Source organism: Lentibacillus kapialis (assembly GCF_014646635.1).
Taxonomy (GTDB): Bacteria; Bacillota; Bacilli; order Bacillales; family Amphibacillaceae; genus Lentibacillus; species Lentibacillus kapialis.
On the sequence record NZ_BMNQ01000001.1, the window covers coordinates 12,673 to 38,426 of the forward strand.

Annotated in this window: 29 protein-coding genes and 1 pseudogene; 22 read left to right on the forward strand and 8 right to left on the reverse strand. The window is 43.3% G+C overall.

Annotated features, from left to right (window positions below; genetic code table 11):
• Nucleotides 1-17 precede the first annotated feature (17 nt).
• Nucleotides 18-983, reverse strand: coding sequence for a calcium/sodium antiporter (locus IEW67_RS00050; protein WP_188631011.1), 966 nt, complete (start codon nucleotides 981-983; stop codon nucleotides 18-20).
• Between the two features lie 179 nt (nucleotides 984-1,162).
• Here IEW67_RS00050 and IEW67_RS00055 point away from each other — a divergent pair, with 179 nt between their 5' ends.
• The 3 genes from IEW67_RS00055 to IEW67_RS00065 all read left to right on the forward strand — a co-directional run bounded on the left by IEW67_RS00055 (nucleotide 1,163) and on the right by IEW67_RS00065 (nucleotide 3,715).
• Nucleotides 1,163-1,777, forward strand: coding sequence for an NUDIX hydrolase (locus tag IEW67_RS00055; protein ID WP_188631012.1), 615 nt, complete (start codon nucleotides 1,163-1,165; stop codon nucleotides 1,775-1,777).
• A 224-nt stretch (nucleotides 1,778-2,001) separates the two neighbouring features.
• Nucleotides 2,002-2,907 (forward strand): hydroxymethylglutaryl-CoA lyase, encoded by a 906-nt coding sequence (locus tag IEW67_RS00060; protein ID WP_188631013.1) that lies wholly within the window; start codon nucleotides 2,002-2,004, stop codon nucleotides 2,905-2,907.
• A gap of 268 nt (nucleotides 2,908-3,175) precedes the next feature.
• The gene (locus IEW67_RS00065; RefSeq protein ID WP_268238635.1) at nucleotides 3,176-3,715 is read left to right on the forward strand and encodes a helix-turn-helix domain-containing protein; all 540 of its coding nucleotides are present in this window, start codon (nucleotides 3,176-3,178) and stop codon (nucleotides 3,713-3,715) included.
• Nucleotides 3,716-3,754: 39 nt separating this feature from the next.
• Here the strand turns inward: IEW67_RS00065 and IEW67_RS00070 are convergent, their stop codons facing one another.
• Both IEW67_RS00070 and IEW67_RS00075 read right to left on the reverse strand, forming a co-directional pair.
• Entirely contained in the window at nucleotides 3,755-4,987 is a 1,233-nt protein-coding gene (locus IEW67_RS00070) for a dicarboxylate/amino acid:cation symporter (protein ID WP_188631014.1), read from the reverse strand.
• A 157-nt stretch (nucleotides 4,988-5,144) separates the two neighbouring features.
• Nucleotides 5,145-5,909 carry a CAP domain-containing protein gene (locus tag IEW67_RS00075; protein WP_229671624.1) on the reverse strand — a complete coding sequence of 255 codons (765 nt, stop codon included), beginning with the start codon at nucleotides 5,907-5,909 and terminating at the stop codon, nucleotides 5,145-5,147.
• A 160-nt stretch (nucleotides 5,910-6,069) separates the two neighbouring features.
• On the opposite strand from IEW67_RS00075, the gene IEW67_RS00080 reads away from it, so the two are divergent.
• Nucleotides 6,070-7,347, forward strand: a complete 1,278-nt coding sequence (locus IEW67_RS00080; protein WP_188631015.1) for an MFS transporter — start codon at nucleotides 6,070-6,072, stop codon at nucleotides 7,345-7,347.
• A 21-nt stretch (nucleotides 7,348-7,368) separates the two neighbouring features.
• Nucleotides 7,369-7,986 carry a class I SAM-dependent methyltransferase gene (locus IEW67_RS00085; RefSeq protein WP_188631016.1) on the forward strand — a complete coding sequence of 206 codons (618 nt, stop codon included), beginning with the start codon at nucleotides 7,369-7,371 and terminating at the stop codon, nucleotides 7,984-7,986.
• A gap of 66 nt (nucleotides 7,987-8,052) precedes the next feature.
• Here IEW67_RS00085 and IEW67_RS00090 read toward each other — a convergent pair whose 3' ends face one another.
• Nucleotides 8,053-9,630: a cation:proton antiporter gene (locus IEW67_RS00090; protein ID WP_188631017.1), complete on the reverse strand. Its 1,578-nt coding sequence runs from the start codon at nucleotides 9,628-9,630 to the stop codon at nucleotides 8,053-8,055.
• 289 nt (nucleotides 9,631-9,919) lie between these two features.
• On the opposite strand from IEW67_RS00090, the gene desA reads away from it, so the two are divergent.
• The 10 genes from desA (at nucleotide 9,920) to IEW67_RS00135 (ending at nucleotide 17,253) form a co-directional block, all read left to right on the forward strand.
• On the forward strand, nucleotides 9,920-10,954 hold the full coding sequence (gene desA / locus IEW67_RS00095) for a Delta(5) desaturase DesA (protein ID WP_188631018.1): 1,035 nt from the start codon (nucleotides 9,920-9,922) through the stop codon (nucleotides 10,952-10,954).
• 84 nt (nucleotides 10,955-11,038) lie between these two features.
• Entirely contained in the window at nucleotides 11,039-12,172 is a 1,134-nt protein-coding gene (locus IEW67_RS00100) for a sensor histidine kinase (RefSeq protein WP_188631019.1), read from the forward strand.
• Nucleotides 12,169-12,768, forward strand: a complete 600-nt coding sequence (locus IEW67_RS00105) for a response regulator transcription factor (protein ID WP_188631020.1) — start codon at nucleotides 12,169-12,171, stop codon at nucleotides 12,766-12,768. Before IEW67_RS00100 ends, IEW67_RS00105 begins: the two co-directional genes overlap by 4 nt.
• Before the next feature lie 293 nt (nucleotides 12,769-13,061).
• Nucleotides 13,062-13,196: a hypothetical protein gene (locus IEW67_RS18300; protein ID WP_268238633.1), complete on the forward strand. Its 135-nt coding sequence runs from the start codon at nucleotides 13,062-13,064 to the stop codon at nucleotides 13,194-13,196.
• Between the two features lie 60 nt (nucleotides 13,197-13,256).
• Nucleotides 13,257-13,787, forward strand: coding sequence for a D-glycero-alpha-D-manno-heptose-1,7-bisphosphate 7-phosphatase (locus tag IEW67_RS00110; RefSeq protein ID WP_188631021.1), 531 nt, complete (start codon nucleotides 13,257-13,259; stop codon nucleotides 13,785-13,787).
• Nucleotides 13,788-13,862: 75 nt separating this feature from the next.
• Nucleotides 13,863-14,606: a hypothetical protein gene (locus tag IEW67_RS00115; protein WP_188631022.1), complete on the forward strand. Its 744-nt coding sequence runs from the start codon at nucleotides 13,863-13,865 to the stop codon at nucleotides 14,604-14,606.
• A gap of 95 nt (nucleotides 14,607-14,701) precedes the next feature.
• Nucleotides 14,702-14,926 (forward strand): hexameric tyrosine-coordinated heme protein, encoded by a 225-nt coding sequence (locus tag IEW67_RS00120; RefSeq protein ID WP_188631023.1) that lies wholly within the window; start codon nucleotides 14,702-14,704, stop codon nucleotides 14,924-14,926.
• A 148-nt stretch (nucleotides 14,927-15,074) separates the two neighbouring features.
• Nucleotides 15,075-15,278 (forward strand): CDGSH iron-sulfur domain-containing protein, encoded by a 204-nt coding sequence (locus tag IEW67_RS00125; protein ID WP_188631024.1) that lies wholly within the window; start codon nucleotides 15,075-15,077, stop codon nucleotides 15,276-15,278.
• 182 nt (nucleotides 15,279-15,460) lie between these two features.
• A complete protein-coding gene (locus IEW67_RS00130) occupies nucleotides 15,461-16,111 on the forward strand; it encodes an SDR family oxidoreductase (RefSeq protein WP_188631025.1) in 651 nt (216 codons plus the stop codon).
• 215 nt (nucleotides 16,112-16,326) lie between these two features.
• Entirely contained in the window at nucleotides 16,327-17,253 is a 927-nt protein-coding gene (locus IEW67_RS00135) for a nucleoside hydrolase (RefSeq protein WP_188631026.1), read from the forward strand.
• A 182-nt stretch (nucleotides 17,254-17,435) separates the two neighbouring features.
• Here the strand turns inward: IEW67_RS00135 and IEW67_RS00140 are convergent.
• A pseudogene (locus IEW67_RS00140) lies at nucleotides 17,436-17,978 on the reverse strand (C45 family autoproteolytic acyltransferase/hydrolase); the annotation flags it as partial.
• A 164-nt stretch (nucleotides 17,979-18,142) separates the two neighbouring features.
• Between IEW67_RS00140 and IEW67_RS00145 the strand changes: the two are divergent.
• Complete coding sequence (locus IEW67_RS00145) at nucleotides 18,143-18,352, forward strand: PepSY domain-containing protein (RefSeq protein ID WP_229671625.1); 210 nt, start codon at nucleotides 18,143-18,145, stop codon at nucleotides 18,350-18,352.
• A 138-nt stretch (nucleotides 18,353-18,490) separates the two neighbouring features.
• On the opposite strand, the gene IEW67_RS00150 is transcribed toward IEW67_RS00145, so the two are convergent.
• A complete protein-coding gene (locus IEW67_RS00150) occupies nucleotides 18,491-18,970 on the reverse strand; it encodes a hypothetical protein (protein WP_188631028.1) in 480 nt (159 codons plus the stop codon).
• A gap of 196 nt (nucleotides 18,971-19,166) precedes the next feature.
• Here IEW67_RS00150 and coaW point away from each other — a divergent pair, with 196 nt between their 5' ends.
• The 6 genes from coaW to IEW67_RS00180 all read left to right on the forward strand — a co-directional run bounded on the left by coaW (nucleotide 19,167) and on the right by IEW67_RS00180 (nucleotide 24,434).
• The gene (gene coaW, locus IEW67_RS00155) at nucleotides 19,167-19,988 is read left to right on the forward strand and encodes a type II pantothenate kinase (protein WP_188631029.1); all 822 of its coding nucleotides are present in this window, start codon (nucleotides 19,167-19,169) and stop codon (nucleotides 19,986-19,988) included.
• A gap of 364 nt (nucleotides 19,989-20,352) precedes the next feature.
• A complete protein-coding gene (locus IEW67_RS00160; RefSeq protein WP_188631030.1) occupies nucleotides 20,353-20,739 on the forward strand; it encodes a hypothetical protein in 387 nt (128 codons plus the stop codon).
• A gap of 137 nt (nucleotides 20,740-20,876) precedes the next feature.
• Nucleotides 20,877-21,440, forward strand: a complete 564-nt coding sequence (locus IEW67_RS00165; RefSeq protein WP_188631031.1) for a protease complex subunit PrcB family protein — start codon at nucleotides 20,877-20,879, stop codon at nucleotides 21,438-21,440.
• Nucleotides 21,441-21,460: 20 nt separating this feature from the next.
• Entirely contained in the window at nucleotides 21,461-21,973 is a 513-nt protein-coding gene (locus IEW67_RS00170; RefSeq protein ID WP_188631032.1) for a GNAT family N-acetyltransferase, read from the forward strand.
• A gap of 289 nt (nucleotides 21,974-22,262) precedes the next feature.
• Nucleotides 22,263-22,667 carry a hypothetical protein gene (locus IEW67_RS00175; protein ID WP_188631033.1) on the forward strand — a complete coding sequence of 135 codons (405 nt, stop codon included), beginning with the start codon at nucleotides 22,263-22,265 and terminating at the stop codon, nucleotides 22,665-22,667.
• A gap of 153 nt (nucleotides 22,668-22,820) precedes the next feature.
• A complete protein-coding gene (locus IEW67_RS00180; protein ID WP_188631034.1) occupies nucleotides 22,821-24,434 on the forward strand; it encodes an FMN-binding glutamate synthase family protein in 1,614 nt (537 codons plus the stop codon).
• A 133-nt stretch (nucleotides 24,435-24,567) separates the two neighbouring features.
• Here IEW67_RS00180 and yidC read toward each other — a convergent pair whose 3' ends face one another.
• Complete coding sequence (gene yidC, locus IEW67_RS00185; protein ID WP_308430694.1) at nucleotides 24,568-25,095, reverse strand: membrane protein insertase YidC; 528 nt, start codon at nucleotides 25,093-25,095, stop codon at nucleotides 24,568-24,570.
• An 18-nt stretch (nucleotides 25,096-25,113) separates the two neighbouring features.
• Nucleotides 25,114-25,374 carry a membrane protein insertase YidC gene (locus IEW67_RS18380; RefSeq protein ID WP_308430695.1) on the reverse strand — a complete coding sequence of 87 codons (261 nt, stop codon included), beginning with the start codon at nucleotides 25,372-25,374 and terminating at the stop codon, nucleotides 25,114-25,116.
• Between the last annotated feature and the right edge of the window lie 380 nt (nucleotides 25,375-25,754).

The following is a 25,754-nucleotide window of genomic DNA, read 5'->3' on the forward strand; positions in this document are numbered from 1 at the left end:
ACTTATATGTCTTCCGGCTACATTACGTTTCTTAAAATCACAAAAGTCATATAGGATACATAAGCAATGGTTAGTACAATCCCCTCGGTTTTTCCTATTTGATAGCTGGTTCTTGAAAACAGAAGCAGAACTGCGGTCAAGGAAATCATCAGCAGAGCATCTGTGAATACCTGATCATCAACTTGGAGTGGCGAAATGACCGATGATGTCCCGAGTACGAGCAGTATATTGAAAATATTGCTTCCGACTATATTTCCGACGGCAATTTCGCTTTCCTTCTTGACGGCTGCCGTGACGGATGTTATCAGTTCGGGAAGGGAGGTGCCGACCGCAACGATGGTCAGACCGACCATGGTTTCACTCATGCCGAATGACATGGCTATTTCCTTTGCATTGCTGACAACAAGCTCCCCGCCAAAAATGATGGCTGCGAGACCACCGACAGTCAGGATAATGTTTTTTCCCCATGAATTTGCTTTATCATCGGTGCTTTGTTCGCTTAACTCTTCTTCCTTGGACGTCCGTGCAACCTCAAATAAATAGTATAAAAAAATCGCAAAGAAAAGCAGCAGGATTATACCGTCACTTCTTGTGATAAGGTTTTCACTCATTGACTGGAGCCCCACATCACTGATCAGGACCAGAAAGGCCACACTTGCCACCAGTGTAAAAGGGATCTGCTTGCGAATGGTTTCGCGTTTAACAATCAGCGGATTAAGAACGGCAGTCAGACCCACAACGAGTGTAATATTAAAAATGTTGCTCCCAATCACATTCCCGATCGAAACACCCGCGCTTTCCTCGAGCGAGGCAACGATACTTACGGTTCCCTCTGGCGAGCTTGTCCCAAACGCCACGATGGTCAATCCGATTAACAGTGGTGATATGTGAAGTGCCCGGGCAATGCTGGATGCACCATCCACAAAGTAATCGGCGCCTTTTATTAGAAGTAAAAATCCGCCAATCAATAAAATATATATCAAATTTCTCAGCCTTTCCGGAACATGCCGTTACCAACTACATGCCGATAGAGATACATTTACATTACTATAAATGAATGATTTACGCCAACCGGGAATAGTATGTCAGGAGTGGAGCATTTTGGTTACCCAAAGACATCTGGTCTGCTATAGTATAATTAAGCAATGCTCGAGGTGATTGGATGGATTTAGAAAGTATCACAAACAAAATTAAAGATCATACACCAGCAGTATTAGGACATAAACAGTTTATGAAATCAGCTGTTCTGTTACCTCTCATACAAAAGACGGACGAGCTGCATGTGCTTTTTGAAGTTCGTTCGGAAACAATGAGACGCCAGCCAGGTGAAATTTGCTTTCCGGGTGGACGGATTGATCCTCAGGATAAAGACCCACAGTCTGCTGCTATCAGGGAAACAACTGAAGAGCTCGGTATTAGTGAAACGAAGATATCGGATGTCTCCCCCCTCGATTATCTGGTCACACCATTTGGGATGATTGTCTATACGCATGCCGGGCTAATCAACACTGATGAGCAGTTTAATCCTAACTTGTCAGAGGTGGAGGAAATATTTACAGTACCGCTTTCTTTTTTCCTGGAAAGGGATCCAGAAATATACCATGTGAATTTACAGGTTAAACCGGATAAGACATTTCCGTTTGACCTTGTTCCCGGAGGCGAAAATTATAACTGGCGCACCAGTCACATTGATGAGTATTTTTATATTTACGGCGGAAAGGTCATATGGGGGCTGACGGCACGTATCCTGGCTCATTTCGTTGAGCTGATGCGCTGAATCAATGATCTCAGAAAAATGCACAATTAAACTCTCCCAAATTTGACAATTTGGGAATTTTTTTATATACTTTATTCAACAAAGTTGAACGGAAAGAAACTAAATTGAATAACATATCAATAAGAGAACTGGATTAATAAGCACAAAATAATTTTAACCAGATTATGAAAGCGAATTCATTTGCCGTTTCTTTGATCCTACAATAACCCAAGGGAGGGTTTATAATGGGACGTTGGTCGGAATTTGTGCAAATAAAAGAAGTCGGGCCGCGCGACGGTCTCCAAAATGAAAAACAGTGGTTATCAACATCTGATAAGGTCCACTGGATTAATACACTGTCCGAATCGGGTTTAACAGAGATCGAATATTCATCGTTCGTTCATCCGAAGTGGGTACCGGCACTGGCTGATGCGCATGAAGTGGGAAGACGTATTAAGCGATATCCGAATGTCCGTTACTCGGCATTGATTCCAAATATGAAAGGACTCGAACTTGCACTTGATGCTGGTATAGACGGCGCTTCAGTGTTCATGTCATCAAGTGAGACGCACAACCAGAAAAATATCAACAAATCAATAGATGAAACGTATCCGGTACTCGAAGAAGTGATTCATGAGGCCAAAGAGGCGGGCAAACATGTGACGGGTTATGTTTCGACAGTGTTTGACTGCCCGTATGAAGGCAAAGTTAATCCGGAGCAGGTACTGCGGGTTTGTGACCGGCTGCTTGATGCGGGTGTGGACGATCTATCCCTTGGCGATACAATTGGCACGGCGGTTCCGGCACAAGTGGATCAGTTGCTAGGGAAGATGTTGAAAAACTTCCCCGGCGAAAAACTTATCATGCATTTTCATGACACACGCGGCATGGCAATTGCCAATATCATGCGCTCGATGGAGCATGGCATAGCCCGGTTTGACAGCTCAATCGGCGGACTTGGCGGCTGTCCGTTTGCTCCCGGTGCGGCAGGTAATGTAGCGACAAATGATGTGCTATATCTGTTGAACGGTCTGGGCATTAAGACGGGAATAGATGAAAACAAACTTCAAGAGGCAGCGCTATATATTCAAAGCAAACTCGGCAAGTCGCTGCCGAGCAAATCTCTGGCGTATGTAGCAAGTCAGAGCTAAAAACAGAATAATGAAGAAGATAAGCCTCACCCTTTGTGATATTCTAACGGGATGAGGTTCTCTTTTGGTTTTAATTCGTGTTATCTACCAAAAGGACTGATATCAGAAGAAGGGAAAAACGTCGTCAGAAAAAAGGACCTCCTGAGGTGTCAGAGCATCAGAATGAAGTAGATCTCTGTTGTCATATTGGAGGAATTCGTCTATCCTATGATAAAGATGATTCTATAGGACAAGGCGAAAGGAGCGATTTATCATAGATCTCCAAAATATTGGTCAAAAACTAAAACAGGCTCGACTAAAAAATAAACATACTCAGCAGCAAATAGCAGATCAATGCGGTATCTCCAAAAGCTTGCTATCAAAGATCGAAAATGGCCAGACCTCATCTGCTGTTGCAACACTCTCGAAACTCTCTGAAGCATTGGATGTGCCGCTCTCCTGGGTACTGGATGGACATCCGGAGACCGATCTTGTTATGCTTCCGAAAATGGAGCGAACAATCAGCGCGGATGATGAAAATATGGGTTATTCGTTTGAACTGCTTGCCAATCGATCACGTTTTTCACGGATCGAACCAACAATTGTCCATGTGACACCGAAGGACTTTAATCAGCGGCACGAGCCGTACACGCACTCACAAGATGAATTCATTTATATTGTCAAAGGATCGATCGAACTGTATTATGATGGGCAAAACCATTATATGGAGAAAGGGGATACCGGCTATTTCAAAGGAGTAAAACCACATTTGTTTATTCCAGTTGATAACGATGGCGCCAAAGTTTTGACGGTGTTTATTGATGAATAAAAAATTGCCTTCCATGCTGAAGGCAATTTTTTATAGGTGCTAACTCACCTGTTCTGTTTTTCGTGTCTTTTCCGTTTTATTAATGACACAAGTTCCGGCAAGGTCGCCGGTCACATTTAATGATGTACAGCCCATGCCGACCAGCACGTCAATGGCCGTCAGTAAACCAACAGCCTGCATTGGCAGGCCGAGCTGAGCGAATACGGTAGCAATCATGATGATGCCCGCACCGGGAACTCCTGCTGTTCCTACCGATGCCAGTGTACCAATCAAGACAACTTGTAATATCTCGGTAAAGCTCAATGGATCACCAATAACATTAGCGGCAAATACAGCTGATACGGCAATGCGAATGGCGGCACCATCCATATTAGCGGTTGCACCAAGCGGCAGACTGAATCCGTAAAGGCTTTTTTGCAGGTTTAGCCCGTGTGCTGCATTGAGCGTCAGTGGAAGCGTACCGGAACTGCTCTGTGTCACAAATGCCGTAATCATCGGGGTACGTCCGTGCCTGAAAAATTCTTTTACATTCACTTTGAAAATAGCCATGAACAAGATGTAAAACATAACTTGAACAATCAGCGCAATGTAAAGGACGCCAACCATACTGCCTAATTCCACGAGCGTATCGGCTCCTTGATTACCGACCACTTCCGCGATAATGGCAAAAATACCGATGGGTACATACTGAATGACCGCCTTCATAATAGTTAGCGTCGCTTCATTCAAGCCGTTCACGACGTTATAGACAGTCTCACCAAGTTCTTTGTTTGCTTCGGATGACCGGAGCACTGATATGGCAATCCCGAACGCAAGGGCTGTGAAAATAATGCCGAGCAGGTTCGGTTCGCTGAATGCTGCTATAATATTGTCCGGGACAATACTTAGCAAAACACTGATGGTTCCCGGGTCTTCAGGAACCTCAAATTCTTCACTTGTATTAAGTGTCATGCCTGTGCCCGGATTAAAAATACTGGCCACCGTTATACCAACAGCTATGGCAAATGCAGACGATACGATGTAATAAATGAATACCTTTCCGCCCATGCGACCTAGGTCTCCCAGTTTAGCCTGATTAACGCCGACAATAAGTGTGAATAATATCAGCGGAACGATCAGGAATTGCAAAAGCCGCAGCAGCAAATCCCCAAACGGTGCCAGAACAGCTATATCTTCACCGAAAATTAGTCCGGCAAGAACTCCAAGAGCCAGTGCAATCGTAATTTTAACCATTAAGGATGCTTCGATATAACCTCTCCAAAGCCTTTTCATCAAAAACCCCCTCCCTTATTATTTATTTGAGTCTTATTCCGATAAAATTAATTGGTTTTATGTTTAGACATTATCTTGTTTAAACCGTGCTGTCAAAATTATTGTTTAACGTCTGAAATGTAAAAAGCCATGCTCCCGTGGACATGGCTTTCAAGTGTTATTTTTCAATGAACATTTGAGTCCAGTATTCGCCATCGCTTGTATAGCCAACACCAATATGCGTGAATGATTCATCCAGAATGTTTTTCCGATGTTCCTTACTGTTCATCCAGGAATCAACCACCTGTTCAGGTGACTGCTGGCCTCGGGCGATGTTTTCGCCGGCTGTCTCAAACGTAACATTAAATTGACGCATCATGTTAAACGGTGACCCGTATGTCGGACTTGTATGTGAAAAGTAATTTTTTTCTTGCATGTCTTCTGATTTTTCCCGGGCAACACCACTCAAGGATTTGCTCACTTTTAAGGTGGGCAGACCCTCCTGGCTTCTTTTCCGGTTTGTAAGGGATATCACCTTTGAAGCAAACTCATTGATACCTTGCTTTGGCTGTGTTTGATTTCTTGGCTGCTGCTGGTCCTGTTCCTGAAGATGACGATGCTGCAGCTCTTTTTCCGGATTTCTGTCGGAGTCACGGGCGTCTTTGTCAAACAGTTCGTCGTTTGGCTCATTGCCTTTTAAATTGTCATTACGATTCCGGTTGCTTTTACCCAGATCAAGATTATGGTCGTTGTCATCCTCAAAACCGATGTGCTGTGTGCCTGGCCCCGACTCGTCACTGGACATATCGGTTCGTATCGATGAGATAGGAAGTTGTTTGTTATCGGTTTCTGTATGGGATCTGTTGGCATTTTCCTCATTATTACATCCTGCCAGAACGAGGATAAGCAGACCAAGAAACGAGACTGATATAACTTTTTTCATATGGATTCTCCTTTCTGATCGTTCTCATTCATATTTTTTGTTCGGACAGACGAAATATACGAAGCTTAAATATCCATTTTTTCCGATTGTATCAGGTAGTGATTTGGGGTAGAATTTACGTTAGACTATAAAATGAACGGTTTGTGCAGGGGGATACAGCTTGAGAGGGAAGTCAGGTTTTTTTCAGACATTTTATTATGGTTGGTTCATTGTCTTCATAGGCGGTTTGGGTGTTTTCTTTTCAGGTCCCGGCCAGACGTATTCGAATTCGATGTTTATCGATCAGTACATCCATGATTTCGGCTGGTCACGGACAGAGGTTTCCAGTTTATATTCTACGGCTACCCTGATTGCCGGATTGACCATGATGTTTGTCGGCCGGTTTATTGACAAGTACGGGCAACGCTTCATGATGGTTACGGTTGGAACGGTGTTTGCACTTGCTTGCTTTTTTAACAGTATGGTGACGAACATGTTTATGCTGGCTATCGGCTTTTTCCTGGTGCGACTATTGGGTCAAGGAACGATGTCACTTATCCCGAATACTCTTGTTGCCCAATGGTTTGTTGAAAAAAGGGGTCGTGCGTTCAGTTTTATGACCATGGGAAGTTTTATCAGTGCGATGTTGTTTCCGGTTATCAATGCTTGGCTCATTCAGACCTGGGACTGGCAAACTGCCTGGCGTTTCTGGGGTGTTATGCTCTTAATCATTTTTGTTCCGTTTGCGCTGTTTGGTGTTCGCAACCGACCTGAACAGATGGGCCTAGAGCCGGATGGAATGAAAACATGGGCGGATGGAGCGGCAGAGACGGCAGCGGACGCAGCACTTCCGGAGGCTGAAGAAGACTGGACATTGAAAGAAGCGATGCGAACCTGGGCTTTTTGGGGGATCCTGATCAGTGTTGGAATTCCGGCGATGATCAACACCGGAATCACGTTTCACATTATTTCGATCTTCGGTACAAACGACCTGTCACCCGGTATAGCGGCAATGGTATTAAGTTTAATGGCATTTGCCGGCATGCCGATGTCGTTGATTTCAGGTTTTATTACGGAAAGAATTCAAACGAACTATTTGCTGGCATCAGTGTTTGTAATTGAAATCATATTCCTGCTGATGCTTCTGGTCACGAACAGTTTTCTAATGGCGGTTTTATTTGGGATTGTATGGGGAATTGCTAATGGTTTGGAACGTATAGGTATGAATGTCATCTGGCCGGATTACTTCGGCAGGAAATATATCGGAAGTATAAATGGGGTCGGCATGACAATGGTCGTACTCGGGTCATCATTGGGGCCACTGCCGTTTGGTGCTGGTTTTGATATATTTCATAACTATACGCCGGTGTTATTGGTGTCGCTGGCACTCCCGGCTGCAGGGCTGATTTGTGCCATTTCTGCCAGACGCCCGCAAAAAGCCAGATTGAAGACAAAATAACGAGTCAAGCGGTGAATTCAGATGTTAAAAGATACAGGAGAGCGGGTCATTCCCGAATATTTGAAGGTAACGGATGAAATGTTAATTGAACATTTAGCAAGGTATTTTTTTGCAGTTGACTATGTTTATGGCCGAGTCCTTGACATTGCCAGCGGTGTGGGATATGGCACCCATCTTTTGGTGAAAAAGGGTAGAGACACTGTGGATGAGGCGGTCGCCGTCGATCGTGATCCGGACACAGTCAAATATGCCCGGGGAGCCTATCATCATCCTCGTTCGACGTTTATGGTAGGGGATGTCACCGATCCAATGTTGCCTCACGAACTCGGACAATTTGATTGCATTGTCAGCTTTGAAACGATTGAGCACATTGCCGATGAGGAGCAATTTTTGGCCAATATCCATAAGCTGTTGAAACCCGGCGGGACCCTTATCCTGTCGACACCATTCGGAAAAGGACGCGGAAAGCCATGCGGGTCGCCATTTCATGTTCATCAACTGACAGTTGCTGAGTTTATGGATTTATTTCCGGATTATTCATCGACTGTGTTCTATTTTCAAAAAGGCCCGTTAATTGAACCTGCTAATCTTGATGACACCCGCCATTTTCCACTCGGCATCGCCATCTGTCAAAAGTAGTATCGATTGCATTTGGTATCTTTATGCTGGCGGTCTATAAATGAATTATCACACATTAACCACGAACTAATACTCACTTTCCAGCTCGGAAAGCTGATTCATAATATCCTCGATTACGTCATCAGCAACATCTCCGGATATGATATCTTCCTTCACCAACCGTTCGACAGCCGCGTGCTGTGCATACAATGAGTGTTTTCTTAAGGTGTTCTGCTGTTTCGCTTTCAGTTCCGGATGCTCCTGAAAAAGCTGTTCGATTTGTTCTTGGATTTCTTCAAGATTCTGCTGATAATCAGCCAGAATGTCATGTGTGACCGTGTCTGTGATGTGCAAATCCTGTTTCACTCTGTTCACTTCCTGGATGGCATTTTCATGGCGATAAGCCTGTGCCAGGAGTGACTCATATTCTCTATAACCGTCTTCCTGTTTAATGACCCCAAGCCACTTGAGAAATGGCTTAATCGTAAGCCCCTGGCATACAAGGGAAAACAGCACGACACTAAATGTTAAAATCAGAATGTCTTCACGTCCCGCAAAGTTCCTTGGCAGGCTTAATACAAGGGCAATCGACAATGATCCCTTCAGGCCTCCCCAGTTTAGGATATGCTTCCACGCAACGGGTAAGTTTCCTGCAAATAGTGTACTCATATAAACAGCCGCACTTCTGGCGATAAGAATAATCAGAATGGCCATAACGATTAACCCCCATCTGCCGGCAACATCAATCCGGGTGATTTCCAGTCCGACCATTAGAAAGACGAGTGAATTTGCCAGTAATGTAGCCACATCCCAAAAGTTGCTAATATTTAGCTTAGTTGTCGGGCTCATCCCGATTTTTGATCCATAATTCCCCAGGATAAGTGCCGAGACAACAACCGCAATAACGCCCGATGCATCCAGTTGCTCTGCCAGCAAATAAGCACCGTAAAACAAAATAATACTGAAAATAATCTCCAGCGGGTAATCATCAAAGTATCGTGTGATCCGTGAAATGATATACCCGCAAGCGCCGCCTGTAATAAGTCCCAACGCCACAACTTTAATAAACTCCCATGCCCCCAGTCCTGCTCCCTCTATCCCAAGCCCGGCATAGGTCAGCAGGGAAAAAGCGGAAATGTTGAACAATACAACTGCCAATCCGTCATTAAATAAACTTTCCCCTTCAATAATGGTGGAAAGCCGTTTGTGAACGCCAATATTTTTAAATATGGATAGTACACTGACCGGATCTGTAGCACTCATGACAGCGGCAAATACAAATGCTGCCGGAACAGATAACTGTAAAAGCCACAGCGACGAAAAACCAATGATAATAAATGACAGAAATGTGCCGGCGAAAGCTAAGAGAAGAATTGGTTTTTTATTGTCAGACAGCTGCGAGAAGGGCAATTTCAGAGCGGCTTCACCTAATAACGCAGGCAAAAAAAGTGTAACGACGGCAAAGTTAAAGATCTCTCCTTCTGTTATGAAATCTTTCAGCGCTTCCAGTACAGGGATATTAACAAGTCCGATGGCTGCGCCGACAATGACAAGCGCTATCGGATAGGGCCGCCCAAACTTTTTCGCAATCGCTGTAATACCAGCAGCGATCATGAGCAATATTAGAATGAGTGAAAAAATATGATGCAAATCGAATTCTTCCATAGCTTAGGCCTCCCTTAATTCGTCCACGTGCTTATCTTTAACAAAAGTTACAGGAAAATGCAATTACGGAAATTTTTGATTGGACGATATTCAAGGCGGATCAGCCTATCCATTTCCTATTTTACTTTATAGTATAAAAACTCGTTCTGAAGTTAGAGTTCATGTTATATAAGTGCATGACATTTGTCATACTCATAACTTGACGTTTATGACTTCTGCTGCTTGATTTTTTTGTCTACTATGGGGATAAGGATGATTAACAATCCACATCTTTATCTGGGAGGAAGTTATGAGTAATCAAAAACAAACCAACTTAAAAAAACGTGTTGCAGCCTTCGCTAATCCGGATAAAAAAGCGAGTATCCTGCAGCTTATTAATACAATTTTGCCATTTCTACTGATCTGGTTTCTTGCATATCAAAGTTTGTCTGTTTCGATTTGGTTAACCCTTGCACTTGCAGTTGTGACGGCAGGATTTGTCGTTCGCATCTTTATTATTTTTCACGACTGTGCGCACGGATCCTTTTTCAAAAATCCCAAGGAGAATCGGGTTGTGGGTACGATTACGGGAGTCTTGACCCTGTTTGCTTTTGAAAAATGGAAGCGAAGTCACGCGATTCATCACGCAACCAGCAGTAATCTGGACAAACGCGGCACCGGAGATGTGTGGGTGATGACGGTTGAGGAATATGCTGATGCTTCCTTTTGGAGAAGACTAGTATACCGCCTTTATCGAAACCCGATTGTCATGTTCGGGTTAGGTCCATTCTATCTTTTTCTCCTGTCGAATCGATTTAACCGAAAAAGGGCTAAACGGAAAGAACGGATAAACACATACGTCATAAATGCCTCCGTTGCGGCTATCTATGGTTTGTTGATATGGGCAATAGGCTGGCAGGCTTTTCTCATTATTCAAATGCCCATTGTCTTTATAGCAGGTTCCCTGGGTATCTGGCTGTTTTATGTCCAGCATCAGTTCGAGGATTCTTACTTTGAAAATGAGGATGAATGGGATTTTGTAAAAGCCGCCGTGGATGGCAGTTCCTATTACAAACTGCCGAAAATTATGCAATGGATGACAGGCAGCATCGGTTATCATCATGTGCATCATTTGAGCCCAAGAGTTCCGAATTATCATTTGGAAAAAGCTCACGAATCCACACCACCTCTAAAAAAAGCAACAACCATAACGTTAGCTACCAGTCTAAAATCAATCCGCTTTCGGCTGTATGATGAAGCAAGCAAGTCATTTGTGAGTTTTAAGGATGTTAAAGGACTACTGCGCAAAAGAAAACGGCTAAACACACGTTTACAGGAAAATTAAATTGATTATCGAAAGACCCTCTATGATTGTATTGGAGGGTCCTGTTTTTTGTTATAATTAATAAAGGTGAAAGGAGGGAATAAGGTGCAGAACTGGTATCATATCATTCCGAAAAATACGGGACTTAGCATTTACGCGTGGATTATATTTTGTATTCTTCCTTTTTATTTTATATTTCGGACATCCGGAGCTTGGGAAATTGTTTTCGGTATTTTAATGATATTTCTGTTTTTTACTGCATATAGAGTATCTTTCCTTTCAGAAGGATGGACGGTATATTTATCGGTCAGTATTGAAATGGTCATTAGCATTGTAATGACAATATTTCTGGGCTATGTATACTTCGCCTTGTTTTTGGCGTTCTACATTGGGAATTTACATCACAAAGTACGATTTATAACGCTCTATGTTATTAACCTGGTGACAACCATAGCTGCCGTAACAATTGGTTTTTTTACTCAAAGTGACATATTCTTTACACAGCTTCCTTTTATAACATTCAGTGTTATTGGAGTGATTCTGCTCCCCGTGACCCTCTATCATCGTAATAAACGGGAAAAGCTGGAAAATGAGTTGAGGGATGCCAATCAGAAGCTTTCCCAAATGGCGGTCCTGGAAGAACGCCAGCGCATTGCTCGTGATTTGCACGATACACTGGGTCAAAAGTTATCCCTTATTGGATTAAAAAGCGATTTGGCAGGCAAATTAGTGGGTGTGAAAATGGATAAAGCCCAACGTGAAATCGATGATATTAACCAAACAGCACGGACAGCATTAAAAGAAGTCCGTGAGATGGTTTCCGATATGAAAGGTACCAGACTAACAGAAGAAATAAATCGTGTACAGGAAGTTCTTAAAGCCGCCCAGATTAAGTTTTATCTGAAAGGGAACCCAAAGCTCAAAAACCTGTCGCTGTTGGCGGAAAATGTTTTAAGCATGTGTTTAAAGGAGGCTGTTACAAATGTCGTCAAGCACAGTCAGGCTGATTCCTGCCATGTTACGATTGGACAAACAGCAGAAGGAGTACGTGTTCAAGTACAGGATAATGGGATTGGCATGATGAATAATAAAGCTTTTTATTCAGAGAATGGGATTCAGGGAATGAAAGAGCGGCTTGAATTCGTGAATGGCAGTTTAGCTGTTGTATCGGAGAACGGTACGACGCTTAGAATTCGGGTGCCAAGCACGCATCGAACTGAACAGGAGGGCTTTTCATGATAAGGATTGTCATTGCTGAGGATCAAAGTATGCTGCTTGGTGCATTAGGATCTTTGCTCGACCTGGAAGACGATATGGAGGTCGCAGGTAAAGCCAGGAATGGTGAAGAAGCCCTTGCGATGGTTGAACAACATGAGCCTGATATTTGCATCATGGATATTGAAATGCCCAGGGTAAGCGGTCTTGATGCTGCGGAAGCTTTAAGGGATCATCCATGTAAAGTGATTGTATTAACAACATTCGCGCGGACAGGCTATTTTGAACGGGCAAAAAAAGCCGGGGTAAGCGGTTATTTATTAAAAGACAGTCCGAGCGAAGAATTGGCAAACTCAATCCGGACGATTATGGGTGGAAGACGTATTTATGCACCTGAGCTGATTGATATGATATATGATAACGAAAATCCATTGACAGAAAGAGAAGAACAGGTGATTAAACTCATTGCTTATGGCAAAAACACAAAAGAAATTGCGAATGAACTCTATTTGACAAACGGTACTGTTCGTAATTATGTTTCGACGATCCTTGATAAATTGGAAGTGACAAATCGGATTGAGGCCATATCAAAGGTTAAAGAAAAAGGCTGGTTTAACTAGGAGCCTTGGACAGAATTAAGGTATTCTATACTAAAGACGAACGATGCTCCGTTTTAGCGGAGGAAATATACGCTGCGGGAAGATAGGCATAGGTGAGACCCCACAGTGCGTCAGCACGAGGAGGCTTACCAGCCGCCCTAAGGTGCACGAAGTATATTTCCGTAGCGGGTTATATACTCTAACTAGTTCGGATTTTTCCTTATCAAAACTACTTTTGTCCAAGGCTCTTAGGTCACACTGTATAAACAAAGCCTCTGATTCAAAAGCTAGTGTTTGAAAGGGGTGCACAGAACATGCCGAACAAGAATAATCAATTTAAGGAAAATAAAAACCATGGTGAGCGGCGAAACGGACGCAAGAGCCAATATAAAAACAGCAGTGTGCACGGCAGGCAATTGAATGAGTATGTCAGCAAAAAAGACGATTGATTTTCAGGCAAGAGCGGTGTGATGTGAAGTCACACTGCTTTTTTAATAAGAGGTGACGATATGAACAAAGGGATGTTTCTTGACCGTGATGGGGTGATTAACGAAGTGCTCAGTAACAGGGTGACATTCGTCAACAACCCTAGCGATTTATATTTGCTGGATGGTGTAGAGGAAGCGATAAAATTGTTCAATGACATGGGATTTGGGGTGTTTATCGTAACCAATCAGGGTGGCATCGGACTCGGTTACATGAAGGAGGATGTGCTGCGATCCATACATGAGAAAATGAAAGCAGATCTGGCCGAGTTTGGAGCAGTCATTGATGATATTGCTTACTGCCCACACAAGCCCCATGCAGATTGTCCCTGCCGCAAACCAAAACCTAAAATGATTATCGATCTTGCCAAAAAACATAAGATTAACTTAACCGCTAGTTATATGGCCGGTGACAGAAAGCCGGACATCGAAGCGGGAAAACAAGCAGGGACAAAAACGATTCTGCTCGGTGCCAGGGATGCATCAGCCACTGGAGCAGACAGGTATTTCCCCGATCTTTTGATATTCGCCAAATGGTTAAAAAGTCGTTGCTGATTTTTCATGGATTTTTGTCTTTGGGAGATACTAAATCCTGTCGCAAAAAATCAGTAATGAAAGGATGAATCTGTCATGAAAAGCTTGATTACCCTTATGGCCGCAGCGCTGATGCTTTTTGCGAGCGTGCCGACCGTATCTGCTTTTTACAAAGGGTTTGCCGAAAATTTGCATGAACAGCAGGCGGAGATGGAGGACAATACAGATACCTACCACAAAATATTTTTGATGCTTGAGGCAAAGGACTTTGGCATTGATACACACGGAAAAGATAATGAACAGCTAGCTAAAGAGATAGCTGAGGCAAAAATAAAACAAAGTGCTAAGGAAAAAGGCATTGAGACAGACGACGAGAACATTAAGGAAATTGCCAAAGAAGTCCACCATGCAGAAGTGAAGGAAAAAGCTGAAGAAATGGGCATTAAACAGAAAGGCAAAGACCCCCAGATGCTTGCTGAGGAAGTTTTTGAAGCAATTCTAAAGCAAAAGGCGGAAGAAATGGGCGTTGATAAAGAAGGAAAAAAATTGGAGGATTTGAAGTCCGCGGTAGTGAAAGCAGCCATCAAAAACGAAGCCGAGACATTGGGCATCGATACAAAGGGCAAGAACTTCAAGCAGCTGCAAAAAGCCATTCATGAACAGAAGACTTTTAAGACAGCCAAGGCTCTGGGTATCGATGGCAGTGATAAGGATGCTGAAAAATTATTTGATGAAATCATGACCCAGCATGCTGAAAAGGCAAAAGAACAGAAGTTGTACCCGTTTGAAAATAAGGAAGGGGAATTTTTTAAAGGGCACTACCATATGCAGACCGAATAGTTCATCTGACGATGTGCTTTGATCTGTGACCCCTCTTAATTGATATATTCATCAGAATATTCTATATTGAAATGGAGAGGAAGGGGGGGAGAATCATGGCAGCTTGGTTAACGAGTTTGCAGACGGATACACCTCAGGAAGGTTTTGAACTGGCGTTGAAGCTGGCCAGAAAAGGGGTTGGCTACACCCAACCTGATGCTGAGGTCCGGGACAGACTGCGACAGGAGTATGCAGAGGATGCGGACAGCCTGACAATGGCTTCACAGGTTGTTGCCATTCATTTTCAGACAGTTGCAGCGGCAAATAATTACTGGAAATAGAGAAGAAACAGGGAAAAAGTTAAGCTGTTTAAGGCCAGATCGCAAAGCCGGTTTGGTCTTTTTAATTTAAATGACTTCTATAAAAAGGGTTTTACGGTTCTTATGTGGAATATACTATGAAAGAAAGCTGTGAAAGGGGAAATAATTTATGAGTGAAAAGGCAAAAATTAAAGTGAACGACAATGGGCCGTATTTGGTGAAAGGCGAGATTGAACTGGTGGATGCAGAAGGAAATGTTTTCGAAACAAAAAGGTCTTTCTCCATTTGTCGCTGCGGCCATTCGAATAACAAACCGTTTTGTGACGGATCGCACCGGAAAGCCGGTTTCAAAAGCGAACCTCGTGCAGATTGATAAATGCTATATGCAAAGGGGCGCTTTATTTTTGACTTGGATGTCAGTCCTGTGAACTACTCGCCACTTAGCTACGCTTGAAGTGGGAGCTTCTTGGCTAAAAACGTTAAAACGGCATAGTTGCGATGATGCCGTGTTTTTGGAATAATAATAGTATATTCTAAGTGCAGGGAGTGGAATGCATGAAAGTTTTGGTAGTAGGCGCAAACGGCCAAATCGGTAAACAACTTGTGAAACAGCTGCAAAACAGTGATGAACATACAGTACGTGCATTGGTTCGGAAAGAAGAACAGGCAGAAGAACTGAAGAAAAAAGGTGTTGATGCTGTCATCGCAAACCTTGAAGGCAGCAAGAATTCAATCGTCAAAGCGGCAAAAGGCTGTGAAGCGGTTATTTTCACGGCCGGTTCAGGCGGTAGCACAGGTCCTGATAAAACATTGCTCGTTGATTTGGATGGCGCAATCAAAACGGCCGAAGCTGCTGAGGAAGCAGGTGCAGAACGCTTTGTGATCGTCAGTGCCCTGCAAGCCAATAACCGTGCAAACTGGAGTGAAAAAATCAGACATTATTACGCAGCGAAACACTATGCTGACAGAATGCTTGAGACAAGTAATCTGAATTACACGATTGTACGACCGGGCGGACTGTTGAACGAAGTCGGCACCGGTAAGGTAAAGATAGCCGAAAACCTTGAAGAACGTGGATCAGTGTCGCGGGAAGATGTTGCAAAAGTGGTAGTGGCTTCACTGACTGAAGAAAATACATTTAAACGCGGGTTTGATCTTGTTTCCGGTGACACAGCAGTAGAAGAAGCCCTAAAAACTCTGTCATAAATCCGTTCTTTGGAATTCATGCCATTGTATGCAGGGTGGGAAGACATCAAAGGCTAAGGTGCTTTTGGTGTTTTTCGTATTGTAACGTTAAGAAGTATAAATGATGGATGACTTTATAAGAAAAACTTCGGTGCCCGTCATAAGACAGGGGGTTAGAGCTGAGTTTTTCTAACGTCCCATGTCATGAACTGTTAATGAGATAAGAGGTGAATCAAATGGAAAAGAAAATCATCATTGATTGTGACCCCGGACATGATGATGCAATGGCCATTATACTGGCCGCATCCGGTGTAAGCCATTTGCAGATTGAGGCGATTACAACGGTCGCTGGCAATGTCGGCGTTGAAAAAAACACGAGGAATGCACTGAAAATTTGTGATCTGGTTGGACTGCGTGATGTGCCAGTGGCGATGGGAGCTGACCGGCCGCTGATTCGCGAACCGCTGGAAGCAGCTCATGTACACGGTAAAAGTGGTCTTGACGGAACCGGATTACCAGAAAAACCGGTCAAGAGAACGGTTGATACTCATGCAGTCGACATTCTGATTGACAAGCTGATGGCCTCTGATGGCGACATAACGCTTGTACCGATTGGACCGCTCACAAACATTGCAATGGCCATACGGAAGGAGCCGCTTATTGTTTCGAAAATAAACGAAATTACGCTGATGGGTGGCGGTACTTATGGCAACAGGACATCGGTAGCTGAATTTAATATTTATGCAGATGCCGAAGCAGCCCGCATCGTATTCGAAAGCGGGGCACCCATTACAATCTTCGGGCTTGACGTCACACATCAGGCTTTGGCTTCATCCGATAAGTTAGAGGAGCTGACAGTGATTGATAACCTGGCTGCCACAACTGTAGCTGACATGATCACGTTTTACTCCAATGCTTATAAAGGAAATTTTGCCGGTGCAGCATTGCATGATCCGTGTCCGATTGCCTATCTGATTGATCCCTCCATCTTTGAACTGAGACAAGTCAGAGCGGATATCGAAACAAAGGGTGAGTTCACCTATGGCATGACTGTTGTCGACTTTAAGGGCGCAACAGGCAAAACACTGAATGCCCGGTTTGCCACCTGGCTCGATCAGGACAGGTTTTGGCAGCTATTTCTGGATGCACTGAGGTCTTATTAAATTTTCCCGATAAGTTCATCCATAATTTGTACTTTCTGATGCTATAAAAAATTATTGATTCTTGCCCATCGCCAGGAATCTCCTTCTTTTAATTGTAATCAAATCCAAATACGAAAAAAGGGCAGGCATTCAAAAAAATTTATGAATAGCCTGCCCCTTTTAAAGTTAGATTCACTTATGGATTAATCCATATTTGCTATGCCCATCTTGGTGTCGAGCTCACCGTGAATGGGTTCAGCCGCGATGTCTTCACCCTTCAGCCATCCAGCAAAGTTAAACTCAATAGGCTCCTGATCGCCGCCGAGGGCAAACCATGCTTTCAGGTCTTTCGGAAAATAGGCTGATGTATGAATCGTCCCGGCCCAGCTTTTATAAAGACCGGAAAAGACACCTCTGTTTTTGTCATTCAACAGCCGGAATGCGTCTTGAGCACTGAGATGTTTATGTGATTCTCGATCGATGGTTTGCATGCGCCTTCTGGAATCATCTAAATGGTGGCGGTTTTCATGCTGCAGCAGCTCAAAATGATTCGTACAGACATGGGATTGCCGCACCAAAACCCCTCTTGGCGAGGCTTCAATCACATATGTTTTTTCATTCCGGTCAAGTACAACATAACTGAACGACCCGCGATGCGGAAGCTCCTTCAGCAGCTGAATAGCATCATCAACGCTGGCACACGTTTCCAAAATCATCCGGCCGATCATATAGCAGGTAAACCCGTCACTAGGCCTTTTAGCATACTATCTCTATTTTATGCCGGCTCTTGAAAAATTTAAAATGATCACGATTTAGAGGTTCCAATATTGGATGCTGAACATGTCATTTGTCTGAAGCATATGATACCCATGATGAATGACTATATTATAAAATGGGGAGAATCGATTTTATGTTTAGGCAAAGGCTAACGATGCAGCAGGCACAGGATATTGCTCTTCAAAGGGTTCCGGGCCAAGTTCTTCATGTGGATATGGATTTGGAACACGGCGTGCTTGTTTATGAAATCTTTATACTAACGTCACAAAATATGGTGTACGAGGTGGAGGTTAATGCTAATAACGGCAATATCATAAAAATTGAGCAAGAGGATTTTGATTAATTGTGATTAGAAGAGCAAGGACGGAATTTAAAATAAAGGCTGCGCTTATGCAGTAACCACACAGCCTAATCCTGCTCAAACACTTGTAGGATTAGGCTTTTTTAATAAATCGGTAAGTCGGGAAGGAGTTTTTTGAAATTAACGTTGACCTGTATCTTTTCGAATGAATGTTAACTGCCATGGCAGAAAAAAAGCATAGGCAACGAGGTGGACAGGAGTTGACCACCAAGTATTCCAATGATTATAGCTCATCAATCCAACTTTAACGGTTAACCACTCCAATATTAGTGATATGACGACGAATAAAAAAACAAATAACCATTTCTTATCTTGTTTTAAGTAGTTCAAATAAATGACTGCTAAACATGATGGTATAATACCGAATAATAAGATTTCAGGTAATCCTTCCTTTTGTGGGTCTCCCAAATCAAAAATGTCAAATGGAATCGCTAATATTATATCGATCATCCATACAATGTATCCAATAATGGCGAATATAATGTAAATTTCCTTCCAGCTTAATTTTTTTGGCATCAAGAAAACAATTAGAAGCAGACATGAGCTGAGAACAGCTGGATACCACCATCCTTGTGTTAAGACAAAATCCGGTTGTATCATCCATTTTCACCTCTCTTAATAGCTATTGTTTGTCGTAATCTCCTTTATATACATCACATGAATAATATGTATACGGTTGCGTTACTCAAGGTTATATTTTTTCAAACAGTTACATCCGTATGAAACAAGGAATTTTAAATGGGTTTGTCGAAATAGTTTCGTGTCATTTATTTTAATAGATATGGGAGATAAAATCATGGAATCAGTTAAAATCGGCATTGATGCAGGGGGAACACTCATTAAAATTGCATACGTTGAAAATGAAGCCATTCATTACAGGTCGTTCAGGTCCCAGGCAATTGATGATGCCATACAGTGGATAAACGGGTGCTTTGAAAATCCTGACATATGTGTAACCGGCGGTAAGAGCCAGGTGTTGGCCGAAAAACTGAATATGTCCGCTAAAACAGTTATCGAATTTGATGCGACAACTCAAGGGATCATCTATCTGGCAAATCGGCAGGGTCAGGTTCTCGCAAGTAACTTTCTGTTTGTTAACATCGGTACCGGTACATCCATGCATTATGTTCGGAACAGCAGGCAAGAACGGGTTGGAGGATCTGGTATCGGGGGTGGGACACTGCTTGGATTAGCTCATTTAACCACAGGTATTCAGGACTATGAAGAACTTGTCCGGACTGCAAATGAAGGTCATCGGGAAAATGTAGACCTGAAAGTAAAAGACATTTTCGAAGGGGCAGTGGCACCTATTTCCGGCGAATTGACTGCAAGCAATTTCGGAAAACTGGAAGCCATGGTCAAGCAACCGCCATCAAACCCGGATATATTGGCTGCTATTATCGGCTTTGTCGGCGAGGTAATTGTGACCATCAGCAGTCAAATGGCGGGGCAGTATGATGCAGAATCCATTGTCTATGTGGGCTCATCATTTCGGTCCAACCCACTTTTGCAGGAAATTATTGAGAAATATGCCGGTATGATCGGAAAAACACCGGTTTTCTTGGATTATGGCGAATACTGTGGTGCTGTCGGTGCATTGTTATCGCTTTCTGATTAAACGAGTAAGAGCTGCCTTATTTCAACTGTGAATCTGGTATAATAAGCATAAGTTGGAAATAATAAAAGTTTTTTAGGGTCAACAGCAAAATCTATGGTTGAAATGAATGAGTGAATAGAGTAGTGAAACTAGCTAGCGGAGGAAAAACACGGAGACTCCTGTGGGAATGCGCAGTGTGAAGACCCCGCAGAAAAAGCGACCTTCTTTTTCGAGGAGGCTGAGGACAAGCCCACGGAAAGCGTAGTGTTTTTCCGAAGCGATTGCTCACGTCAAAATGACATCTAATTTGTCAACCATAGATTTTGGTGAATAGCCGTTTTTTATATACAAAAATTAAAAGCAAAATGACAGGTGGGCATGTAGTATGACGTTAGAAGGCAGTATCCCGGCTATTATAATGTTTATTCTAGTTATTATCATTGCATTGGTCATCAGTTATCTGTATGGCTGGAAAATGATCGAAATAACCGGCTTATTTGGTTCACAGACATTTATTGCGAGTGTTATTAATCTTTTTTTGTGGACGCTTTCGATTTTTGGATGGTTTCTTTATACCGCAGAGATTGGAAAAGAACTGTTTTTCGGTGGATTAGTGCTCGGTACAGTACTATTAATGATCGGTGAAGCAGCACTCATCATCACATTATTTCTTCGGCGGCATAAATTTATGGATACTTATCACGAGCAGACTAACAGAAATGTGCGGGAAAGAAATAATGAAGAGAAAGATAACGCAGGCAATGATGAATAAAGGTGGATGGAGAATCCCGGTAATTGAACGGACTGCGCACTTGCATGTAAGGTCGCGATATAAGGATGAGCAGCTTGCCGGGAAGGGGATTCACAGGACTCAACTGGAATGAGTACGATAGCTGAAAGGGGTATCCGATGATGGAGCGAAATGTTGTGCATAATATCATGCTAACTATTTTGTCAGCCCTATTATTAACTGGCTGCGGGTCAGGAACAACGGAGGACGGCACGATGAGTGAAGAAGGCCCCATTACGAAGGAAAAATCAGAGCTTTCATTTAAGACGATTGATGTTGGTGAAGCACCGATAAAGATACAAGAATGGATTGAAAAAAACAGAAAGGAGGAAGCGAAAGAAGTCTTTCATATGGCCGGCAAAACATATGTAATTATCATGCTCGGACAGAAATCAACCGGCGGCTACGCGGTGAAAATTGATAAGATGCAGCTTGAGAAGATTATTTCGCCAGAGTCTAAGGCTGGCGAGGGAACGGTTAGTGTCACATACCATACCATCGAACCGGGAGAAGGCAGTATTAACACGCAGGCACTCACTTATCCGATAGCGATAGCCGAGTTGGAAGGGACGCGCTCTTATGACTATCAATTCTTGGTAAAAGGCAAAAAGAATAAGCTGAAGGAAAGTAACGACGGTAAACAGAGTGACCCGGTTCAACCCGAGAAGTTGCCGAATGAGTGAGGAATGGAGAGGACATGACGATGATCATCAGACCAATCGAAACATGGGATGCAGAAGAATATTTGGAATTGAAGAAGCGAATTGATGAGTCAGGTTTCATGCTGCATGAGCCCGGCGAACGGAAAACAACTGCCGATGAGCAAAAGGAAGCAATCGCAAAGATCACATCGGAGGAACGTTCAGCTTCTTTTGTGGCTGAATCCGACCGCGGGCTCGCCGGTTTCATCGCTGCATTTGGCGGCAAAGTGAATCGGAATAAGCACACAGCATACCTTGCACTCGGTGTACATGATGCGTTTTATGGACAAGGCATTGCAACAAAATTGATCACAAAAGTTATCGAGTGGGCTGGATATACTGGTATTTCAAGGCTGGAGCTTACGGTTATTAAAGATAATGTGAACGCGGTCAGACTCTATCAAAAAATGGGGTTTCAGATTGAAGGCGAGAAAGTCCATTCACTTATGATCGATGGAGAACCTGCCAATGAGTATTATATGTACAAGCTGAATATGGAAAATCGCTGTAGATAAGCCAGTAATTGCTATAGCTTTCCGTGAGGCTGATGCGCGTTGGGTGAGCGAAAGACGTATCGTGACGTGTACTATCCGGAGTCGAGTCCGGGTAAGGCATGGTATCAAAAGGGTTTTTTATCGTGAGTTATTTGAAGGGGTTCAAGCCAATCGCCGTCCTGAACCCGTTTAATTATTTGCAAAAAGGTCATTAACCCACTTATATCTTTATGCTTAGGTCATGATTTCAGTTACTGAGTCATATTATTTTACTAAGACAAAAGTAATAAGTAAGGGGGAGTGACTATTAATGGGGGCAAAGTGGATAAAGATAGCTGTGATTTATTTTATTTTAGGTATTGCGATAGGGATGTTCATGTCCTCAACGATCCAGCTTCAGTGGGCAGCTGCCCATGCGCATGTGAATTTAGCGGGATGGGCATCAATTGGCATCACAGGACTTGTTTATACCGCATATCCTAAAGCCGGTAGCAGCGTATTGGGGAAGTGGCATTTTTGGCTCTATAATATCGGTATGCCATTTTTACTTTTAAGCATGTTTATGGTGCAAATTCCAGGTATGCTGTCGTTTGCGCATATTTTCACTTTCGGCGGCGGTACAGCGGTAACTGCAGGAGTTGTTTTATTCATTGTAAACGTTTTTACTAATGTTCATGAGGCCAATGCTTATAATCATAACAAACAGGTTTATTAAGAGTGAGGATGACGGCCGGTGGCGCTAACTGTGAATGAATAGTGTATAATGGAATTGACTTCTAGGATCATTGGCCTCACTCTTCATGGATATGTTTCACTGAATGGTACACCCTACTTGTATAGAGTTTTATAAAAGGTAGGGACCAGGTAAATGAACATAGCAGACATAATGACAGTGGTTGGTTTTATCGTTGTTTTGATTATCGTGCTCATTCTGCTGGCAATAAGCATATACATATATTTTGTTGACCGTACACAGCGTCAGCATCCGGTGCTTCGCAATTATCCGGTTGTAGGGCGTGTGCGCTATTTTTTTGAAAAAATCGGTCCGGAGCTGCGTCAGTATTTTTTTAACAATGATCGGGAAAGCAAGCCGGTTTCGCGTGAAGAATACCAGCACATCGTAAAAAAAGCGAAATATAAACGTGATGTGGAAGGATTCGGCTCGCAGCGCGATTTTGAAAAAGAAGGCTATTATATCCGCAATAGCATGTTTCCGAGATTGACTGAGGAATTAAGGATGGACAGGGAATCCAAAGTCACGACTGATCGTTATTTGCTAACCAAGGATCCGTTGTTCACACAACGTGAAGAACACCTGGAGAAGGAAAATTCACCCGCATATCTTCTTGATGAGGAAGATACGATTGTTGTCGGCGAAAATTGTAGGGAACCATTCAAACTCCGAGGACAGATTGGTATGTCGGCGATGAGCTACGGATCGCTTGGCGAACGGGCCATTTCAGCTTTGTCGGAAGGTCTTGGGATAGCTGGGGGGACATGGATGAATACCGGTGAGGGCGGTCTCTCGGATTACCATTTAAAAGGCGGGGGCGATATCATCATGCAGATCGGCCCAGGCATGTTTGGTCTCAGGGACAAAGAAGGCAATTTTAACTGGGATGAACTGAAGGAAAAAAGCCGGATTCCACAGTTGAGAGCCTTTGAAGTGAAATTGGCTCAGGGTGCAAAAACACGTGGTGGTCATGTAGATGCTGAAAAGGTTAATGAAGAAATTGCTCGCATCCGGATGGTTGAACCGTTCACCTCCATTGACAGTCCAAATCGCTTTCCGGAATTCGGCGATTTGCCTTCGTTATTTGATTTCATTGAGAAGGTAAGGGAACATTCCGGAAAGCCGGTCGGTATGAAAATTGTGGTGGGAAGCCATTTTGAAGCGGAAGATCTGGCAAAAGGGATACGTGACACCGGAAAAGGTCCTGACTTTATTACTATTGATGGCGGTGAAGGCGGTACAGGTGCATCGTATCAGGAGCTTACGGACAGTGTCGGGCTGCCGATTAAATCTGCTTTACCATTGGTGGATAACGCGTTGAAAAAACATGGTGTGCGGGAGCGAGTGAAACTAATTGCATCCGGAAAATTATTCTCGCCTGACAAAGCCGCGATTGCCCTGGCTATGGGTGCAGACCTCGTCAACATCGCCCGGGCATTCATGATCACGGTCGGCTGTATTCAAACATTGAAGTGCCATTCCAATGTTTGTCCGGTCGGTGTTGCCACCACTGATCCGGATCTCCAGAAGGCACTGGTTGTTGACGAAAAAAAACACCGGACAGCCAACTATCTCATTTCCATGCGGAAAGGGTTGTTCCGAGTTTCCGCTGCGGCAGGACTTGATTCCCCGTTACACTTTAAGCGTGAGCATGTCGTCTACAAAGATGAAAAAGGTAAAACATGGTCGCTGGATGACATTTATCAGTCGATGATTCAGCCTGGCGGAGAAGGGTCAATCAACGCATGACATTAAATTTTGGAAAAACCCGGCATTCACCCGTCTTATAGTGAGTGCCGAAGTTTTCCTTATAATGTGTCATCCATATTTTTCTGACGATATGAAAAGAGGAGATTGCTTCCTGGGCAATCTCCTCTAATTTTCATGACGTTTCAGACGTTCTTTTCTTATGAGCTAAATAAATTTTCTTGGAAATCAGTGTCTGGCCAATAATGAATAATCCGCCGACAGCCCAGTACAATGGTAAAGCAGCCGGTGCATTCAGGGAAATGATTCCTATCATGACCGGTGAGATGAGGCCGATGAAGGCCATTTGTTTCTTTTGCTGCGGTTCAAGGCCGATTTGCGAAACTTTAAACTGAGCAAAGTAAATGACAACAGCCAGAATAGTTAACAAAATATCGGTCTCTCCAAGGTCAAACCACAAAAATTGATGGCCCGTTATTTCTTGCGTGCCACGGATAGCCCAATAAAAAGCAATCAAAATCGGCATTTGGATGAGCATGGGCAAACATCCTGCAAATGAGGCGATCGGATTGAAATTGTGCTTTTGATACAACTGCATCATTTCTTGCTGCATGTTCATGTGTGATTCCCGGTTTTTGTCGCTCTTGTATTTGTTCTGAATCGCGTCCATTTCTGGTTTGAGTTCTTTCATTTTATCCTGCATTTCCAGACTGTTTCTCGTCTACTTCAGCATAAACGGCATGACTGCAAGCCGGATAATGAGTGTGATTGTGATGATTGACAGCCCATAGCTTCCGTTGAAAAAGGATGCCAGACCTTTGATTAACAAAGAGAAATTGTAAACAAAGTAGTGGTTGAAAAACCCTTCTGTTTCAGCATCGACCGGTTCATTGCCCGATCCGCACCCTGCCAGAAAAATGATTAGAATCAGGCCGACAAAGCTATATTTCTTCGCGAATGTGAATACAGATGTTCGATCCATCTAATGCCTCCCTGTTTTTTCATCAGTTTGCTGAGAAAAAAGGAAGCACGGTGGTCATTGTCATCGTCCGGTGCATCTATTCGCTTGGCTTTTTGAGCGATCCAAACCAAGATGTCCGTCGCTGCTCCAATGGATTCCCGGATTGGGACTGAAAGGATTTGGATTGAATGTGAATTTTTCGTGTACATATAGGCATGCCCGACAAACTTGTGTAAACCGAATCGAGTGATTTTAATGGTGCCCATAAGAGTCAAAAAGATACCGAAATAGAAGTAAAAGGGCGATGTATCTGCGAGCAGTTCGTACAATAATTCAATGACCATCTGTATTCACCTCCTTTGCTATGTTTGTAAATATCACCTTTCTTCATTATACTATAG

Bases quoted from the DNA above. Each gene is read 5' to 3' on its own strand.
- IEW67_RS00060 (WP_188631013.1), top strand. From the start codon at position 2,002: ATGGGACGTTGGTCGGAATTTGTGCAAATAAAAGAAGTCGGGCCGCGC.
- IEW67_RS00180 (WP_188631034.1), top strand. From the start codon at position 22,821: ATGAACATAGCAGACATAATGACAGTGGTTGGTTTTATCGTTGTTTTG.
- coaW (WP_188631029.1), top strand. From the start codon at position 19,167: ATGGAATCAGTTAAAATCGGCATTGATGCAGGGGGAACACTCATTAAA.
- IEW67_RS00055 (WP_188631012.1), top strand. From the start codon at position 1,163: ATGGATTTAGAAAGTATCACAAACAAAATTAAAGATCATACACCAGCA.
- IEW67_RS00120 (WP_188631023.1), top strand. From the start codon at position 14,702: ATGGCAGCTTGGTTAACGAGTTTGCAGACGGATACACCTCAGGAAGGT.
- IEW67_RS00090 (WP_188631017.1), bottom strand. From the start codon at position 9,630: ATGGAAGAATTCGATTTGCATCATATTTTTTCACTCATTCTAATATTG.
- IEW67_RS00085 (WP_188631016.1), top strand. From the start codon at position 7,369: ATGTTAAAAGATACAGGAGAGCGGGTCATTCCCGAATATTTGAAGGTA.
- IEW67_RS00105 (WP_188631020.1), top strand. From the start codon at position 12,169: ATGATAAGGATTGTCATTGCTGAGGATCAAAGTATGCTGCTTGGTGCA.
- IEW67_RS00160 (WP_188631030.1), top strand. From the start codon at position 20,353: ATGACGTTAGAAGGCAGTATCCCGGCTATTATAATGTTTATTCTAGTT.
- IEW67_RS00070 (WP_188631014.1), bottom strand. From the start codon at position 4,987: ATGAAAAGGCTTTGGAGAGGTTATATCGAAGCATCCTTAATGGTTAAA.
- IEW67_RS00170 (WP_188631032.1), top strand. From the start codon at position 21,461: ATGATCATCAGACCAATCGAAACATGGGATGCAGAAGAATATTTGGAA.
- IEW67_RS00075 (WP_229671624.1), bottom strand. From the start codon at position 5,909: ATGAAAAAAGTTATATCAGTCTCGTTTCTTGGTCTGCTTATCCTCGTT.
- IEW67_RS00130 (WP_188631025.1), top strand. From the start codon at position 15,461: ATGAAAGTTTTGGTAGTAGGCGCAAACGGCCAAATCGGTAAACAACTT.
- IEW67_RS00115 (WP_188631022.1), top strand. From the start codon at position 13,863: ATGAAAAGCTTGATTACCCTTATGGCCGCAGCGCTGATGCTTTTTGCG.
- desA (WP_188631018.1), top strand. From the start codon at position 9,920: ATGAGTAATCAAAAACAAACCAACTTAAAAAAACGTGTTGCAGCCTTC.
- yidC (WP_308430694.1), bottom strand. From the start codon at position 25,095: ATGCAGGATAAAATGAAAGAACTCAAACCAGAAATGGACGCGATTCAG.
- IEW67_RS00145 (WP_229671625.1), top strand. From the start codon at position 18,143: ATGTTTAGGCAAAGGCTAACGATGCAGCAGGCACAGGATATTGCTCTT.
- IEW67_RS18300 (WP_268238633.1), top strand. From the start codon at position 13,062: ATGCCGAACAAGAATAATCAATTTAAGGAAAATAAAAACCATGGTGAG.
- IEW67_RS00125 (WP_188631024.1), top strand. From the start codon at position 15,075: ATGAGTGAAAAGGCAAAAATTAAAGTGAACGACAATGGGCCGTATTTG.
- IEW67_RS00165 (WP_188631031.1), top strand. From the start codon at position 20,877: ATGATGGAGCGAAATGTTGTGCATAATATCATGCTAACTATTTTGTCA.
- IEW67_RS00135 (WP_188631026.1), top strand. From the start codon at position 16,327: ATGGAAAAGAAAATCATCATTGATTGTGACCCCGGACATGATGATGCA.
- IEW67_RS00110 (WP_188631021.1), top strand. From the start codon at position 13,257: ATGAACAAAGGGATGTTTCTTGACCGTGATGGGGTGATTAACGAAGTG.
- IEW67_RS18380 (WP_308430695.1), bottom strand. From the start codon at position 25,374: ATGGATCGAACATCTGTATTCACATTCGCGAAGAAATATAGCTTTGTC.
- IEW67_RS00175 (WP_188631033.1), top strand. From the start codon at position 22,263: ATGGGGGCAAAGTGGATAAAGATAGCTGTGATTTATTTTATTTTAGGT.
- IEW67_RS00150 (WP_188631028.1), bottom strand. From the start codon at position 18,970: ATGATACAACCGGATTTTGTCTTAACACAAGGATGGTGGTATCCAGCT.